The sequence below is a fragment of the Kitasatospora sp. NPDC088548 genome (genome assembly GCF_044753005.1).
Taxonomy (GTDB): Bacteria; Actinomycetota; Actinomycetes; order Streptomycetales; family Streptomycetaceae; genus Kitasatospora.
In genome coordinates, this window is the sequence record NZ_JBIVMI010000012.1 from 16,875 (window position 1) to 33,959 (window position 17,085).

Consider the following 17,085-nt stretch of genomic DNA (forward strand, 5'->3'; position numbering starts at 1 on the left):
CGTGGCGCGGGACGGACGGCAGGGCGCCGGGCCGGCCGGCCGCTACTGCGGCCTGCCGCTCTCGGCCGGCTCCGGCTCCTTGAGCCACTCCTCGGGGCCGGCCGGCGCGTACGCGGCGTAGGTCTCCTCCTCGCGCAGCCGCCGGGCGGCGCCGAGGACGAAGACGTCCGGGGCCTGGTCGAGCACCCCGCCGGACGGGTCGTCGCTGCCGTCCCAGCGCACCGGGTCGGACTCCGGCTGCAGGACGTCGCGGATCACCATGCCGCACAGGTAGAGCGTGCCCAGCAGGTGCAGGACGATCGCGAAGTGGTACCAGGACTCGTTGATCCCGTGCTGCTTGGGCCCGGTGACGAAGCCCAGGTGGGACCAGATGCCCAGGGTGTAGAGCACCTCGCAGGACTGCCAGATCAGGAAGTCCCGCCAGCGCGGCCGGGCCAGCACCGCGAGCGGGAGCAGCCAGAGCACGTACTGCGGTGAGTACACCTTGTTGACCAGGACGAACGCGGCCACCACCAGAAAGGCCAGCTGGGCGAAGCGCGGGCGGCGGGGCGCCGAGAAGGCGAGCCACCCTATCCCCAGACAGCTGAGCACCATCAGCACCGCGATGAAGGTGTCGAGGTTCTCCAGGGCCACGCCCCGGCCCTGCATCAGGATCAACCAGAAGGAGCCGTAGTCCTCCTTGCGGTGCTTGCTGAAGACGTAGAAGGTCGACCAGCCCTGCCAGTTGGCGATCATGATCGGCAGGTCGACCAGCACCCAGGCGGCGACCGCGCCGCCCAGCACCGCCCGGAAGTCGCGCCAGCGGCCGGCCCGCCAGCAGAGCACCAGCAGCGGGCCGAGCAGCAGCAGCGGGTAGAGCTTGGCAGCGGTGGCCAGGCCGATGAAGACGCCCGCCCAGACCGGGCGCGAGCCGGCCCACCAGGCCATCGCGACGGCGGCCAGCGCGACCGCCAGCAGGTCCCAGTTGACCGTGGAGTTCAGCAGCAGGCAGGGGGCGAGCGCGAACAGCAGGGCGTCCCAGGGGCGTCGGCGATGGGTGCGCGACAGCGCCACCACCGCGATCACCGCGCAGGCCATCAGCAGGCCCGCGTTGATCGCCCAGAACCACTGTTCCTGCTGCTGGCTGCTGCCGCCGCCGGGCGTCAGCCAGGCCGAGATTTGCATGAACAGGCCGGTCAGCACCGGGTATTCGAGGTACTGCAGATCACCGGAGGTGCCCGGGATCCGGTCCACGTACGGGTGCAGTCCGGCCGCGAAGCCGCGCCCGGAGAACAGGTGCGGGATGTCGCTGTAGCAGGCGTGGATGTACTGCGGCGAACCCGGCTGGAACCAGGCCTCGTTGTAGCAGGGCAGCTTCTGCACCATGCCGAGCGCCGAGACCACGATCACCAGCAGCGCCAGGAAGCGCGCCGGGATCCACCAGGAGACGCCCAGCAGGGCGCGCCGGCCGGGCGGGCCGCCGATCACCTCGCTGCCGGCCGCCGCCACCGGGTCCTCGTCCGCCGGGACGACCACGGTGTTGGCCGGCGGGGCGGCCGGAGCCGACGGGGCCGCCACGGCGGGCCGGTCGCTCCGAGCGGCTGCCGCGGCCGCCGCGGCGGGGTCCGTCGGGGATGGCCCGGCGGCCTCTTCGGGCCCGGTCCGGCCGACGGTTTCGTCAGGAGCGCTCGACGTCATGCGGGACATCCTGCCGCACCTGTCCCGGCTGGACGAGGAGGCCCCCGCAACGGCCCGGCAGGCGCCCCGCCACGGCCGTGACGAATCGCGCCGAATACGGCGAAACGGCGGTGGCGGCCCTCCGGAGAGGGCCGCCACCGCCGTTGATCACACCGTCAGCCTGCTAGGGAATCGGATTTCCCGATGTACCGCCGGTCGGCGTGGCCGAGGTGCTCGGCCTGCCGGACGGCTTGCCGCCGCCGGTGCCGCCGCCGTTGCCGCCACCCGGGTCCGTGGAGGTCGGGGTCGGCGTCGTACACCCGATGTTCCCGATGATGCAGGTCGGCGAGGCTCCGCCACCGCCGCCACCACCACCGGTCGGGTGCGTCCTGGTCGTCGTCGGGCTCGGCACCGTGCCCGGGCAGTCCACGCCGGGGACGCAGGCCGGGCCCTGGGTGGTGGTCGGCTGCGGCGGCAGCGGGACTCCCGGCTCCGGGGCGGTGGTCGGCACGGTCTCGGTCGACGAGGGAGAGGTCGTGGCGGTCGCGGTGCTCGGGGCGCCGGAGGAGTCCACCTGGCTGCCGATCGGCTGCGGGGCCGGGAAGTCCATCTTCTTCTCGCTGGCCAGGGCGGCCTTCATGTACCGGGTGAAGATGTCCGTCGGGGTGTCACCACCGTGCACCGAGTCCTTGCCGCCGGTTCCCTTGAGCGACAGCCGCTCGTGCTTGACCGGGTCCTCGCGCCACATCGCGACGCTGGTGGCCAGCTGCGGGGTGTAGCCGACCCACCAGGCCGACTTGTTCTCGTCGGTGGTACCGGTCTTGCCGGCCACCGGGCGGCCGAGCGTGTTGGTCTTGGAACCGGTACCGTTCTTCGCCACGTTCACCAGCACGTCGGTGACGTTGTCCGCGACGGCCGTCTCCAGCGCCTGGTTCAGCGCGGGCTTGGCGAACCCGGGGCGCTCCCTGCCGCTCCACTCGACCTTGGTCACCGAGTAGGGGTCGGCCTCCTTGCCGCTGGCGGCGAGGGTCGCGTACGCCGTCGCCATCCGGATCGGACTGACGGTGGAGGTACCGAGCGCGAAGGTCGGGGTCTTGGGGTCGACGAAGCTCTCCTTGCGCACGCCCATCGCCTCCGCGATGTTGGCCACGTTCTGGCCGCCGACATCCTGGTTGAGCTGGACGAACGGAACGTTGTACGAATTCTGCATGGCCTGCCGCAGCGAAACGTAGCCGCGCTTGCCGGGGTCCTCGTTCCGCTGCCGATACGGCTTGCCGTCGTCGCCGATCACCAGCGAGCCGTCCGGCTTGTGGATCTCGGACATGTCGTCGGAGAGGTAGCGGCTGTCCGCGTTGATCCGCTTCGGCTTGCCCTTGTCGTCGGTCTCGGTCTGCACCCCGATCTGCATCGCCGCGGCCAGCACGAACGGCTTGAAGGTCGAGCCGACCTGGACGCCCTTGGCGTCGGCGTTGTTGTCGAAGTGCTGGTTCTCCACACCGTCGCCGCCGTAGAGGGCGACGATCGCGCCGTCACCGGGCCGGACGGAGGCGGCGCCGAACTGGACCCACTTGTCCTGCTCGGGGCGCTTCTGCAGGTTGAGCGTCTCGCCCTTGACCTCGTCGACGGCCGCCTTCAGGGCGTCGACCTTGTCCTTCTCGAAGGTCGTGTAGATCTTCAGACCGCCCTTGTCGATCACCTGCTGGGTGATCTGGGGGTCCTTGCTCATGACGAACTTGTTGGCGGTGTCGACCAGGTAGCTGATCTCGCCGTTCATGTTGGCCGAGGGCTTGCGCGGGATCGGCTCGGGGAACGCGGTGCACTTGGCCCGTTCCTCGGCCGTGGCGTTCTTGGTGGTGACCATCCGCTCCAGGATCCACTTCCAGCGGCCCTCCGCGCGGTCGTGGTTGGCCGGGTTGGTGGGGTCGTACAGGGTGGCGCCCTTGAGCAGGCCGGCCAGCATGGCGCTCTGGCAGATGTCGAGGTCCTTGGCGTCGACCCCGTAGTACGCCTGGGCGGCGGCCTGGATGCCGGTGGCACCGCGACCGAACCAGCTGATGTTCAGATAGTCCCTCAGGATGTCGTTCTTCTCCATGTCCTGATTGACCTTCAGGGTGATGAAGAACTCCTTCGCCTTGCGGCTGAGGGTCTGCTCCTGGCTGAGGTAGGCGTTCTTGACGTACTGCTGGGTGATCGTCGAGGCGCCCTGGGTCTCGCCGCCGGTCGCCATGTTGTAGACGGCGCGGAGCATGCCCTTGGGGTCGATGCCGCTGTCGGTGCGGAAAGTCTCGTTCTCCGCCGCGATCACCGCGTTCTGCAGGGAGGGGCTGATCTCCGAGAGCTCGACGATCTGCCGGTTGGTCTCGCCCTTGCGGGTCATCTCCGTGCCGTCGGCCCAGTAGTAGATGTTGTTCTGGTCCTTGACCAGGTCGTGGATCTTCGGGATCTCGGTGTTGGCGTACGCGTACCAGACCCCGCCGACGCAGGTCGCGAAGACCACCAGGAAGCCGGTGAGCCACTGCTTCCAGGACGGCAGCCAGCGGCGGACGCCCTGCTTGCCGAAGCGCGGGTAGTCGATGAACCGCTTCTTGCCCGGCTTGCCGGGACCGCCGGGCTTTCCGCCCCGTCCGGCCGGCGGCTCTGCCGCGGCACCACCGCGCCTGCCGCCCTTCTGGGCGGCCTTGCGCAGCTCGGCACGGGTCATCCGGGGCTGCTGCGCGGTCTCCCTGACGCCCGGGGGGCGCCGCCGGCCGGAACCTTCCGGGCCGGGCTCATCGGGTCCGGCTCCGCTCGGGCGGCCGTTGCCGCCCGGGGGCTGCCCACCGCCGCCGTTCGGCGACCTCCGCCGTCGTTCGCTCATGTTTCCAGCTACTCCTCGCCAGGCGGTCGAGCCTGAAGGCAGGGTTCACGTCCGATGCCCGCAACCGCCCTGACCCCGGAGGTTGGTCCTCGTGCACACGCGACAGCGTACGCAGCCGAGATATACAACTAATCGGGCATCAGTTACGTATGACCGCAAAACGGCAGTAGATCATTACACGCCCGTTGCCAAGCCCGCCCGCGCGTCGCCTTGTGATCACATTCACGCGCGCCCCCCTTGCCCCTTCGGAGACCCCGGTTTACTGTTCTCGATATATCGAGCCGATACATCGGAGCGACATACCGCCGGACACGGCGGCCGGAAAACGGCCGGAGGGAAGGAGGACGACAGCAATGGGCAGGCGCTCAGGAGTGCTGGAGTTCGCCGTTCTCGGTCTGCTCCATGACGCCCCGATGCACGGGTACGAGCTGCGCAAGCGGCTCAACGTCCTCCTCGGAACGTTGCGCGCGTTCTCCTACGGAACGCTCTACCCCTGTCTGAAGAGCCTGGTGGCCCAGGGCTTCCTGGTCGAGGACAACCCGGACGTCGAGTACGTCCCGGCCACCGCGCTCAACGGCAAGCGGTCCAAGATCGTCTACCGGCTCTCCCCCGAGGGCAAGCAGCGGTTCGAGGAACTGCTCGCCGACTCCGGCCCCGACGCCTGGGAGGACGAGCACTTCGGCGTCCACTTCGCGTTCTTCGGCCAGACCGACCGCGCGGTACGGATGCGCGTCCTGGAGGGACGCCGCAGCCGGCTGGAGGAGCGCCTGGAGCGCATGCGCAACTCGCTCGCCCGGGCCCGGGAGCGGTTCGACGACTACACCGTCGAGCTGCAGCGGCACGGACTGGAATCGGTGGAGCGCGAGGTCCGGTGGCTCAACGAGCTCATCGAGACCGAGCGGGCCAACCGCACCGGCCGGACCGGGCCGTCCACCGGCGGGCCGAACACCGCAGTATCCGAACAGACTTCGGACGGCCGTGGCCAGGAGGACGGGTCCTCGGACCCGCCCGGGCCACCGTACGACCGCCCGGGGCGCTCCGCCCAGGAGCGCTGACACCGCGTCAGCCCTGTGCCACGCGGCAGGAGTGGGCGCCTCGCGCCCGTCAAGCAGTCATCGAAGAAGCAGGACGAGTGCCGCCGAGCCCCGGCGGCTCTCATGAGATCACAGGGAGCAACCGGAATGGGTTCGGTTCGCGTAGCCATCGTGGGCGTGGGCAACTGCGCCGCGTCGCTGGTGCAGGGTGTCGAGTACTACAAGGACGCCGACCCGGCCGGCAGGGTCCCCGGGCTGATGCACGTCCAGTTCGGTGACTACCACGTCCGTGACGTGGAGTTCGTCGCCGCCTTCGACGTCGATGCCAAGAAGGTCGGCTTCGACCTGGCCGACGCCATCGGCAACAGCGAGAACAACACCATCAAGATCTGCGACGTGCCGCCCACCGGCGTCACCGTCCAGCGTGGTCACACCCTCGACGGCCTGGGCAAGTACTACCTGGAGACCATCGAGGAGTCCGACGAGACCCCGGTCGACGTCGTCCAGGTGCTCAAGGAGCAGCAGGTCGACGTCCTGGTCTGCTACCTGCCAGTCGGCTCCGAGGACGCGGCCAAGTTCTACGCCCAGTGCGCCATCGACGCCAAGGTCGCCTTCGTGAACGCCCTGCCGGTGTTCATCGCGGGCACCAAGGAGTGGGCGGACAAGTTCACCGAGGCCGGCGTGCCGATCGTCGGTGACGACATCAAGTCCCAGGTCGGCGCCACCATCACGCACCGCGTGATGGCCAAGCTGTTCGAGGACCGCGGTGTGATCCTCGAGCGCACCATGCAGCTGAACGTCGGCGGCAACATGGACTTCAAGAACATGCTCGAGCGTGAGCGCCTGGAGTCCAAGAAGATCTCCAAGACCCAGGCCGTCACCTCGCAGATCCGCGACCGCGAGATGGGCGCCAAGAACGTCCACATCGGCCCGTCGGACTACGTGGCCTGGCTGGACGACCGCAAGTGGGCCTACGTCCGCCTCGAGGGCCGCGCGTTCGGCGACGTCCCGCTGAACCTGGAGTACAAGCTCGAGGTCTGGGACTCCCCGAACTCCGCCGGCGTCATCATCGACGCCGTGCGCGCCGCGAAGATCGCCAAGGACCGCGGCATCGGCGGCCCGATCCTGTCGGCGTCCTCGTACTTCATGAAGTCCCCGCCGGTCCAGTACTTCGACGACGAGGCCCGCGAGAACGTCGAGAAGTTCATCCGCGGCGAGGTCGAGCGCTGACCGGCCTCCGGCGCCGCGGGGTTCACGCCCGCTGAGCACTTCACGCCCGCCTGGTGCCGGGGCCCGGGGCCCCGGCACCAGGCGACGGCGGTGCACCACCTCCGTGGAGGGCCCGCGATCGGACGATCGCGGGCCCTCCGGCGTTTCCGGCGAATGTTTCACGTGAAACACCGGCCGGTTCCATGGCAGTCTGGGCGGGTGGCGATCACGGAGAACAGCAGCACCCACCAGTCCGCGCAACGCGCCACACTTCTCGATCTGCTGCGCGGCCGCGACTTCCGCCGGCTGCTGACCGCCCGGGTGCTCTCCCAGCTCTCCGACGGCGTCTTCCAGGTCTCGCTCGCCGCCTATGTGGTGTTCTCCCCGGAGAAGCAGTCCTCTCCCGCCGACATCGCCTCGGTGCTGGCGGTGATGCTGCTGCCGTTCTCGGTGATCGGCCCGTTCGCCGGTGTGCTGCTGGACCGCTGGCGCCGCCGCCAGGTGCTGTACTACGGCAACCTCGCCCGGTTCGGGCTCGGCCTGCTCACCGGCGCCCTCCTCCTGGCCGAGGCCCCGAGTTGGCTGTTCTTCGCCTCCGCGCTGCTGGTCACCGCACTCAACCGGTTCATCCTGGCCGGTCTCTCGGCCGCGCTGCCCCGGGTGGTGCGGCAGGACCAGCTGGTCACCGCCAACGCGCTCTCCCCCACCCTCGGTACGGTCGCGGCGGCCTCCGGCGGCGGCATGGGCTTCCTGCTGCACCAGGTGATGTCCCCCGGGCCGACGGCCGACGCGGCCCTGGTGACCGTCGCCGCGCTGCTCTACCTCTCGGCGGCGCTGGCCGCCCGCCGGATGGACCCCGACCTGCTCGGCCCCGAGCAGCACGCCGGCCACCCGCCGCTCGGCCAGGCCCTGGTCCGGGCCGCCCGCGGGCTGAACTCGGCCCTCCGGCACCTGGTCCGGGACTGCCGGCCCGCGGTGCACGCGCTGACCGCCGTCACCGCGGCCCGGTTCTGCTACGGCGTGCTGATCGTCGTGCTGGTGATGCTCGCCCGCTACACCTTCAACGATCCGGCCGACAGCGCGGCCGGGCTGGTCACCCTGGGGCAGGCGGTCGGCCTCTCCGCCGCCGGGTTCTTCATCGCGGCGGTGATCAGCCCCTGGTGCACCCGCCGGGTCGGGCTGGCCGGATGGATGACGGCCTGTCTGGCGGCGCCGGTGGTCTTCGTGCCCGCGCTCGGCCTGGGCTTCTCACTGGTGCCCTGCCTGATCGCCGCGCTGCTGCTCGGGGTGGTCACCCAGGGCACCAAGATCTGCGCGGACACCATGGTCCAGGAATCGGTCGAGGACGAGTACCGAGGCCGGGTCTTCGCCATCTACGACGTGCTGTTCAACGTCGCCTTCGTCGCCGCCGCGCTGGTGACGGCGCTGGTGCTGCCGCTCTCCGGCCGGTCGGCCGCGGTGGTCTCGGGTGTCGCCCTGGTGTACGCGCTCACCGCCGTCTTCTACCTCCGGGCGGCCCGGCGGACCGGCCCGCTCCCCGGTGACCGGTCCTCCTGAGACCCCGTGCCCCTCAGAACCGGTCGCGTCCGGGCGAGGCGCCAAGGGTCGCTAAGGTACGTCAGAACTGTCGGAGCGACAGCACCCGGTCTCGAGGGACAACCTGATGAGCACTCCACCCCAGCACCCTGGGCAGCCGCCGCAGTTCGGCCCGCCGCAGGGGCCGCCAGGGGCGCAGCCGGTGCCTCCGCAGCACGGTGCTCCGGCTCCGCAGTTCGGCCCGCCACCGGCGTACGGCTATCCCGGCGCGCCCCAGCCCGCCCAGCCCGCGCCCCCGTACGGTCAGCAGCCGTACGGACAGCAGCCGCCGACGTACGGCCCACCGCCCCAGTACGGCTCTCCGACGTACGGCCCGCCGCCCGACCCGGTGCCCGCCGAGCTGGCGCCGGGGACCGGCCGGAAGGCCAAGCTGAAGATCGTCGGTGCCGTGCTGGGCGGCCTCGCTCTGATCGTCGGCTACTTCGTCAGCGGGCCGAGCGGCAGCAGCGCCAAGGTCGGCGACTGTGTGAAGGCGACCGGTACGCGCGACGTCGAAATCGTCAAGTGCACTGATTCCCAAGCGAATTACAAGGTCGTGGCGAAGTACAACGACACCACCGACACCGCCCGCTGCCGACAGACGACGGGGTCCACCAGCGCGGTCTCGGGCAAGAGCGGCCGGCGCTGGAACAAGAAGCGGTACGTCCTCTGCCTCGGCCCGCTGACCACCGGCACCGGCGTCCCGCCCGTCAAGAAGTCCTGACCTTCTCAGGCCGCCCACAGCCGACCCGACGCGCTGCGGCGATCGCAGGGGAGTGGCCCCGGAATCCCTCCGGAGCCACCCCCTTTCGCCTGCCCGTCCTCATCGCAGCAGCTCGTCAAGCTCCTCCGGCTCGGCTCCCTCGTCCAGCGCCCGCAGCAGGCGCAGCCGCCGCCGGGCCGCCGCCTTCTCGTCGTCGTCCAGCACGATCCGCTCCAGCCGGTCGACCCGGTCGCCCAGGGCGTCGAGCTTGTGGCTGTTGCGGCCGACCTCGGCCACCAGGGTGTTCAGCAGCGGGGTGACGGAGGTGGCGACGACCTGGCGGACGACCGACTCGGCGATCCGCACCACCGCCGCGTCGATGCTCCCCTCCGGCGGCAGAGGCCCGTTGTCCACAGGCCGGTCGACCGGGTTCTCCACCGGCCCCGGCCGGGCGACCCGCTCGGCGTCCAGCAGGTAGGACCGCACCTGACGTGCGGTTTCGCTGTCCCGCAGGAGCATCGCGACGTTCAGCACGGTGCGCCGGGTGAACAGCGCGAGGGACTTGGCCCGGGTCTTGATTCCACAGACCTCCTTCAAGGAGGCCAGTCGGGCCCCGGTCGCCACCGAGTACCCGTTCATCACCAGCTCGGCGCGGTGATCGATGACGAGCGAGTACACCGCCTTCTCACCCACCCCGAAGTACCGCGCGACGCCCTCCGTCGTCACGTGCACGCCGTCCGGCAGCAGGCTCAGTGCCCGCACCCGGTCCAGCGTCTCCACCCGGTCCGCCACGCTCGCGCGCATCGTGGGGGACTCCAACAGCACCGCTTCGATGGCCATGGCCTCGTCGCTCCTTCCGGAGGGGTACGTCCCCTCCCTCGGACGGAGCAACGAGGCCCTCACCCGAATGCCACGGCCACCCAGGCCGAACCACATCTTCGAGTGAATGTGCTAACGGATGCCTGACGGTTCGAGGCCCGGCCGAACCCGACCTCAGCCCTGCTGGACGTCCCACCAGGCACGGAGCGCGGCGACGGCCTCGTCGTGCTCCATCGGGCCGTGTTCGAGGCGGAGCTCCAGCATGTGCTTGTAGGCCTTGCCGACCTGGGGGCCCGGCTTCAGCCCGAGCAGTTCCATGATCTGGTTGCCGTCCAGGGCGGGGCGGACGGCGTCCAGCTCCTCCCGGGCCCTCAGCTCGTCGATCCGCGTCTCCAGCCCGTCGTAGGTGCGGGAGAGCGCGGTGGCCTTCTTGCGGTTGCGGGTGGTGCAGTCGGAGCGGGTGAGCTTGTGCAGGCGCTCCAGCAGCGGCCCGGCGTCGGTGACGTAGCGGCGCACCGCGGAGTCGGTCCACTCGCCGCCGCCGTAACCGTGGAAGCGCAGGTGCAGCTCGACCAGGCGGGAGACGTCCTCGGTGAGCTCCTTGGAGTACTTCAGCTCGCGCATCCGCTTGCGGGTCATCTTGGCGCCTACCACCTCGTGGTGGTGGAAGGAGACCCGGCCGTCCGACTCGAACCGGCGGGTGCGCGGCTTGCCGATGTCGTGCAGCACCGCCGCCAGCCGCAGGGTGAGGTCCGGGCCGCCCTGCTCCAGGTCGATGGCCTGCTCCAGGACGGTCAGCGAGTGCTCGTAGACGTCCTTGTGCCGGTGGTGCTCGTCACGCTCCAGCCGCAGCGCCGGCAGCTCGGGCAGCACGTGGTCGGCGAGCCCGGTGTCGACGAGCAGCCGCAGGCCCTTCACCGGATGGTCGGCGAGCAGCACCTTGTTGAGCTCGGCCTGGACCCGCTCGGCGGAGACGATCGAGATCCGGTCGGCCATCGCGGTCATCGCGGCGACGACCTCGGGGGCGGGCTCGAAGTCGAGCTGGGCGGCGAAGCGGGCGGCGCGCATCATCCGCAGCGGGTCGTCGGAGAAGGACTCCTCCGGGGTGGCCGGGGTGCGCAGTACCCGCGCCTCCAGGTCCTCCAGTCCGTGGTGCGGGTCGACGAAGCCGCGGCCGGGCAGGTCGACGGCCATCGCGTTGACCGTGAAGTCGCGGCGGACCAGGTCCTGCTCGATGGTGTCGCCGTAGCTGACCTCGGGCTTGCGCGAGGTCCGGTCGTACGCCTCGGAGCGGTAGGTGGTGATCTCGATCAGGAAGGAGCCCTGCGGGGTGTCCTTGCGTGCGCCCACGGTGCCGAAGGCGATGCCGACGTCCCAGACGGCGTCCGCCCAGCCCTTGACCAGCTTGAGCACCTGGTGCGGACGGGCGTCGGTGGTGAAGTCCAGGTCGTTGCCGAGCCGGCCCAGCAGGGCGTCCCGGACGGAGCCGCCGACCAGCGCCAGCCGGTGACCGGCCGCCTCGAAACGGCGGGCGATCTCGTCGGCGACCGGAGAGACCCGCAGCAGTTCTTGCAGCCCGAGGGTCTGCGCCTCGCTCAGGCCTGGGACGACCTGGGTGGCGGTGCTGGAATGATGGGCGCCGGACTCGTGGGCAGTGGGCTCATTGACAGTGGACACGGCTCACAAGGGTACGTGCCCGGGCAGCTCAACCGCCCGCGCGTTTTCGGCGTCTCAGCTCAAGGGCCGCAACACCGCACCCCTGGCAGCATCGTTACCATGCCGGTGGAGCGGGTCGCGGGCACCGGGAAGCGGTTGCCGTGCCGCGTGCCGTCACGGCCGACCGGACGGCGGACGGCCGCGTTCCTCACGGCTACTCCTCACGGCCGCGCGTATCGGCCGGCGGAGCATCCGCAGCACCAAGCAGCGACAGCATCAAGCAGCGAGCGATCGAGAACGGCGAGGGCGAAGCGCGTGGGCGAGCCGGCACGGCACTCGGGCCTGGAGGCGTACGGACAGCCTGGACGGACCGGGCATGCCGCCGACCGGGGGGAGCCAGGGCGCCGCGCGGCGCGCACGGCCCGGCGGTTCGCGGCCGCCGTCGGCGCGGCGCTGGCGCTGCTGTCGGCCGCGCCGGCCGGCGCGCTGCCGAACGGCGGCAACCTCCCGGCCGCCGACTCCACCGTCTCCGCGGAGTACCCGGTGGTGATGACCATCGAGACGATGACCCCCATGGTCACCGCGCAGAACGGCACCGTGACGATCACCGGCCAGGTCACCAACGGTGGCAAGTCGGTGCTCAAGTCCGCGCACGCCGCGGTGCGCAAGCCCTGGTCGGGCAAGCCGCTGACGGCCCGCAGCGAGCTCTTGAACGTGGCCGGCCGGACCAGCCCGACCGGCTCGGACGGCGTCGAGCTGGACAGCCCGCAGTACGCGCTCAACGAGCTGGGACCGGGCCAGACCCAGCAGTACACCCTGGGGGTCGCGGTGAACGACCTCCAGCTCTCCGGAGAGGGCGTGTACGAGCTGGCGGTGGACGTCTGGGGTTCGACCGCGGACAACCAGCGCGACCGGCCGCTCGGCATCGCCCGGACGTTCCTGCCGTACAGCCCGACGCCGGCCGACGCGCAGCCGTCCAAGGTCGCCATCCTGTGGCCGCTGGTGCACGCGCCGGTGCTGGCCGCGCAGACCATCTCCGAGAACGAGCAGACCGTCTCGGTGCTGCGCGACGACAGCCTGGCCGCCGACTTCTCCCCCGGCGGTCGGCTGTACGAGCTGGTGGACACCGGATCCAAGCTGCCGGGGCTGACCTGGGTGGTCGACCCGGACCTGCTGGACACCGCGTTCGCGATGACCAGGCCGTACCGGGTGCAGAAGCCGGGCACCGAGCATCAGGCGGCGAAGGAGGACAACACCGTCCAGGGCACCGGCCAGGCCGCCGCGACGGCCTGGCTGGAGAAGCTGCGCACGGCCGTCGCCAAGCCGACCAGCCAGGTGGTGTCGCTGCCGTACGCCGACCCGGACCTCGCCTCCATCGCGCACAACGGCGCCGACCTGCAGGGCATGGACGCCGCGCTGGGCAAGGCGGCCACGGCGGGCCGGCTGACCGTCGAGGGCCGGCTGGCGGTGGACACCCGCTCCGATGTGGCCTGGCCGTACCAGGGGTATCTGGACCAGCAGATCGCGGGCGTGGCCCAGCGTGCGGGCGCCGGCCTGGTGCTGGTGAACGGGGCGAGCCTGCCGGAGTCGGACGCGCTGAAGTACACGCCGACCGCGGTACGCCCGATCGGCAACGGGCAGACCGGGGTGGTGGCCGACGAGACGATCGCCGGTCTGTTCCAGTCGGACCTGAACACCCCGCAGGCCCAGACCCTGGCGGTGCAGCGCTTCCTGGCCGAGACCTTCGTGATCAGCCGCCAGGAGCCGCAGAACCCCCGTGGCCTGCTGGTGATGCCGCCGCGCGAGCTGACCGCCGACACCGCCAAGGTGCTGGCCACGGCCCTGCAGACGGCGCAGACCGGCAAGTGGGTGGAGCAGGTCAAGCTGGACGTGGTGGCCCAGAGCGCCCCCGACCCGAAGGCGAACGGCTCCGTCCCGGCCGCCGCCGACTACCCGGCCCACGCACGCTCCTCGGAACTGCCGTCCTCGGACCTGACCGGCACCATCAAGATCCAGAGCGATCTGGACCTGCTGATGCGCGTCCTGACCCTGCCGCAGCGGGTGCGCGGTCCGTTCAGCGCGGCCATGGTCCGCTCGATGTCGACGGAGTGGCGGACCCAGGCGCCGGCCGGCAGCACCTACCGCGACGGGGTGTCGACCTACCTCGGCGATCTGACCAAAGCGGTGAAGGTGCCGCAGAAGAACGTCATCACCCTCGCCGGGGACACCGGGGTCCTGCAGGTCAGCGTCCGCAACGACCTCACCCAGCCGGTCACCAATCTCAAGCTGGTGCTGCGCCCGACCCAGCCCAACCGGCTCCGGGTCAGCGATCCGGAGGAGCTGGTCCTGCCCGCCTCGCAGAGCGTCACGCTGCGGTTCCAGGCCGAGGCGCAGAACAACGGGCCCGTCCAGATGACCGCCCAGCTCTGGACCACCGGCCCGGACTCCCGGCCGTACGGCGACGAACAGCGGTTCACCGTGGAGGTCACCTCGGTGACCAACGGCGTGCTGTACGTCTTCGGCGGCGGCCTGGTGCTGCTGCTGCTGGCGGCGCTGCGCTTCTTCCGCCAGCGCAAGCGGCGGGGGACCGACACCGAGGACCCCGACGCACCGCTCTCCGAAGAGCCCGCCCCGGCCGGGGACGCGGGCGACGGGGAGGGGCCCGAACGTGGAGGAGCCGCGCAGACACCGCGCGGCAGCGCCGCAGATGGCCGGGATCAGGCCACCAGTGATGAGAAGGTTGGTCCTTGATACCGCCGACACCCCCCGATTCCGGGGCGGCCTCCCCCACGACAGCGAAGAGGTGACATGACCGGGCGCAGCGAGGAGCGGCCGCCGGGCCGCGGTGAGGGCCGGCCGGCCGCGGAGTCGCCGTCCGGCGACTGGTACGTGGCCGACACCTACGCCCAGGACCCGTACGCGGCCAACGCGTACCAGGGTCACCAGGACGGTCAGGACCCGTACGGTCTGGGGGCCGCCCGGCCCGCCGCGCCGCAGCAGCAGGCCGCCGCCTACGACGTGCCGCCGCAGCTGCCGCCGCAGGGGGGCGGCTACCCGACGCCGGTTCCGCCGGTGCAGCCCGGCTGGGACGCCCCGGCCCAGGCGGGCTGGCAGGAGAACCGGCCCGGCTGGGAGCAGCCGGCCCAGGCCGACAACCAGGCCAACAACCAGGCCGACAGCCAGTCCGGCGCCCAGTGGGGCGGCCAGTGGGGCGGCCAGCCGCAGTGGCAGCCCGGCCCGGCGCACTCGGCGTGGGACTCCGAGACCACCGAGTACGTCGGGGTGGACGCGCTGTTCGGCGGCGGCCATGCCGCGGCGGCCCAGCCCCAGCCGCCGCTGGTCCAGCCCCCCGGGCCCCAGGCCTACGCGGCCCAGCCGCCGATGCCCCAGCCGCCGATGGTCCAGCCGTTCATGGGACAGCCCCCGCTGGGCCCGCCGCCCGTCGCACCCGCGCCGTTCCCCCCGGGCGGCGGGTACCCGGGACAGCACGGACACCCGCACGACCCGGACGGGCAGCGCCCGTTCGTCCCGCCGATCGAGTTCGACCCGCCGCTCTCCGAGGAGGAGGCCACCAGGCAGGTGGCGGCGGTGCAGCTGCCGCCCGCGGTGGAGCCCCTGGAGGAGCTCGCCGCCGAGGAACGCACCGCCCCGGCGCCCGCGGCCGGTGGCGGCGGCAAGGTCACGAGCCTGCTCAACTCCAGCGCGATCATGGCGGCCGGCACCCTGGTCTCCCGGGGCACCGGCTTCCTGCGCACCATGGTGATCACCAGCGCGATCGGCATCGCCGTGATGGGTGACTCCTACAACGCGGCCTACACCCTGCCGACCCTGCTCTACATCCTGATCGGCGGCGGCGCGCTGAACGCGGTCTTCGTGCCGCAGCTGGTGCGCAGCATGAAGAACGACGAGGACGGCGGAACCGCCTACGCCAGCCGGCTGCTCACCCTGGTGATGGTCGGGCTCGGCGCCGTGGTGCTGCTGGCCGTGGTCGGGGCTCCCCTGCTGGTCCAGCTGATCTCGCACCCGATGATGGAGAACCCGACCCGGGCCGCGACCACCGTGGCGCTGGCCCGGTACTGCCTGCCGACCATCTTCTTCATGGGCATCCATGTGGTGATGGGGCAGATCCTCAACGCCCGCGGCCGCTTCGGCGCGATGATGTGGACCCCGGTCCTCAACAACATCGTGGTGATCTTCACCTTCTCCGCGTACATCTGGGTCTACGGCAGCTTCGGCAGCACCGAGGTCACCCCGGAGACCGTCTCGCCCGAGGGCGTCCGGCTGCTCGGCATCGGCACCATGGTCGGCCTGGTGGTCCAGGCGCTGGCGATGATCCCGTACCTGCGGGCGGCCGGTTTCCGCTTCCGGCCGCGCTTCGACTGGCGTGGCCACGGTCTGGGCAAGGCCGGCCGGCTGGCCAAGTGGACCTTCTTCTTCGTGCTCGCCAACCAGGCCGGCTTCCTGGTCATCACCCAGCTGGCCACCGCCGCCGGCAGCGCCGCCGAGAAGACCGGCCACCGCGGTGTGGGCCTCGCCGCGTTCTCCAACGCGCTGCTGATCTGGCAGCTGCCGCAGGCCGTGATCACCGTCTCGATCATGAGCGCGGTACTTCCCCGGCTCTCCCGGGCCGCCGCCGACGAGGACGCCGGCGCGGTCCGCGACGACCTCTCGCACGGTCTGCGCACCACCGCGGTGGCGGTCGTCCCGGCCGCGTTCCTGTTCCTGGCCCTCGGCCCGGCGATCGGCCGCGCGATCTACGCGGTGGGCGGCGACCGGACCGTCCTGCTCAGCGCCACCAACGTCGGTCTGATGCTCTCCGCCTTCGCACTGGGCCTGATCCCTTACTCGGCGCAGTACGTGATGCTGCGCGGCTTCTACGCCTACGAGGACACCCGCACGCCGTTCTCCAACACCGTCTGGGTGGCGGCCTGCCAGGCCGTCTTCTCGGTGCTCTGCTGGTTCGTGCTGCCGCCCGAGTGGACGGTGACGGGCATGGCGTTCGGGTACGGTCTGGCGTACGCCATCGGAGTGATGGTGGCCGTACCGAAGCTGAAGCGGAAGATCGGCGGCCTGGACACCAAGCGGATCGGCAGGACCTACAGCCGGCTGGCGGCCGCCTGTGTGCCCGCCGCCGTGGTCGGCCTGGCCGTCAGCCTGGCGGTCCAGCGCGTTCTCGGCGGCTGGCCGGGCAGCGTGCTCTCGGTCGTCCTGGCCGGCGGGCTCCAGCTGGCCGTCTTCGTGCTGATCGCGAAGCGGCTGCGGATCGAGGAACTGAACGCCATGCTGGGGATGGTCCGCGGCCGACTGGGCCGCTGACCACACGTACCAACCGGCCGCACCGGCCGCCGCCCTGACCGGGCGTCAACCGGACGGACGGGGTTCTCCGCCCCACCGGGGCGGGCACTGGGCCGCCATCGGCTCCCGGGTCGTCCCGGGCTCCGCGATGGCGGCCCAGTGCCGGATCCGCACCACATCTCTCCACCACCGCGCAACCGCCCGGACCTTTCAGCGGTCGTACCCGGTGGAGAAGAGTGGGCACAATTGTCCTGGAGCGCTGGGCCTGCCCGCCCGCGTGC

The 17,085-nt window shown here is 71.2% G+C and carries 10 protein-coding genes; 6 read left to right on the plus strand and 4 right to left on the minus strand.

Annotated features, from left to right (window positions below; genetic code table 11):
- Positions 1 to 42 precede the first annotated feature (42 nt).
- Positions 43 to 1,677 (minus strand): glycosyltransferase 87 family protein, encoded by a 1,635-nt coding sequence (locus ACIP82_RS17165; RefSeq protein ID WP_363613795.1) that lies wholly within the window; start codon positions 1,675 to 1,677, stop codon positions 43 to 45.
- A 163-nt stretch (positions 1,678 to 1,840) separates the two neighbouring features.
- Positions 1,841 to 4,357 (minus strand): transglycosylase domain-containing protein, encoded by a 2,517-nt coding sequence (locus ACIP82_RS17170; RefSeq protein ID WP_400654072.1) that lies wholly within the window; start codon positions 4,355 to 4,357, stop codon positions 1,841 to 1,843.
- Positions 4,358 to 4,866: 509 nt separating this feature from the next.
- Here ACIP82_RS17170 and ACIP82_RS17175 point away from each other — a divergent pair.
- From ACIP82_RS17175 to ACIP82_RS17190, 4 genes are all read left to right on the plus strand, one after another.
- Positions 4,867 to 5,568, plus strand: coding sequence for a PadR family transcriptional regulator (locus tag ACIP82_RS17175; protein ID WP_363613799.1), 702 nt, complete (start codon positions 4,867 to 4,869; stop codon positions 5,566 to 5,568).
- A 126-nt stretch (positions 5,569 to 5,694) separates the two neighbouring features.
- Positions 5,695 to 6,777 (plus strand): inositol-3-phosphate synthase, encoded by a 1,083-nt coding sequence (locus ACIP82_RS17180; RefSeq protein ID WP_363613801.1) that lies wholly within the window; start codon positions 5,695 to 5,697, stop codon positions 6,775 to 6,777.
- A gap of 198 nt (positions 6,778 to 6,975) precedes the next feature.
- On the plus strand, positions 6,976 to 8,313 hold the full coding sequence (locus ACIP82_RS17185; RefSeq protein WP_363613019.1) for an MFS transporter: 1,338 nt from the start codon (positions 6,976 to 6,978) through the stop codon (positions 8,311 to 8,313).
- Positions 8,314 to 8,419: 106 nt separating this feature from the next.
- A complete protein-coding gene (locus tag ACIP82_RS17190) occupies positions 8,420 to 9,055 on the plus strand; it encodes a hypothetical protein (protein ID WP_400654075.1) in 636 nt (211 codons plus the stop codon).
- A gap of 99 nt (positions 9,056 to 9,154) precedes the next feature.
- Here the strand turns inward: ACIP82_RS17190 and ACIP82_RS17195 are convergent, their stop codons facing one another.
- Together ACIP82_RS17195 and ACIP82_RS17200 are read right to left on the minus strand one after the other, a co-directional pair.
- Positions 9,155 to 9,874: a restriction endonuclease gene (locus ACIP82_RS17195; RefSeq protein ID WP_400654077.1), complete on the minus strand. Its 720-nt coding sequence runs from the start codon at positions 9,872 to 9,874 to the stop codon at positions 9,155 to 9,157.
- A 153-nt stretch (positions 9,875 to 10,027) separates the two neighbouring features.
- Positions 10,028 to 11,452 (minus strand): CCA tRNA nucleotidyltransferase, encoded by a 1,425-nt coding sequence (locus ACIP82_RS17200; protein WP_400654278.1) that lies wholly within the window; start codon positions 11,450 to 11,452, stop codon positions 10,028 to 10,030.
- Between the two features lie 372 nt (positions 11,453 to 11,824).
- Between ACIP82_RS17200 and ACIP82_RS17205 the strand changes: the two genes are divergently transcribed.
- Entirely contained in the window at positions 11,825 to 14,260 is a 2,436-nt protein-coding gene (locus ACIP82_RS17205) for a DUF6049 family protein (RefSeq protein WP_363613025.1), read from the plus strand.
- Between the two features lie 57 nt (positions 14,261 to 14,317).
- On the plus strand, positions 14,318 to 16,825 hold the full coding sequence (gene murJ, locus ACIP82_RS17210; protein ID WP_400654080.1) for a murein biosynthesis integral membrane protein MurJ: 2,508 nt from the start codon (positions 14,318 to 14,320) through the stop codon (positions 16,823 to 16,825).
- The last annotated feature ends 260 nt before the right edge of the window (positions 16,826 to 17,085 follow it).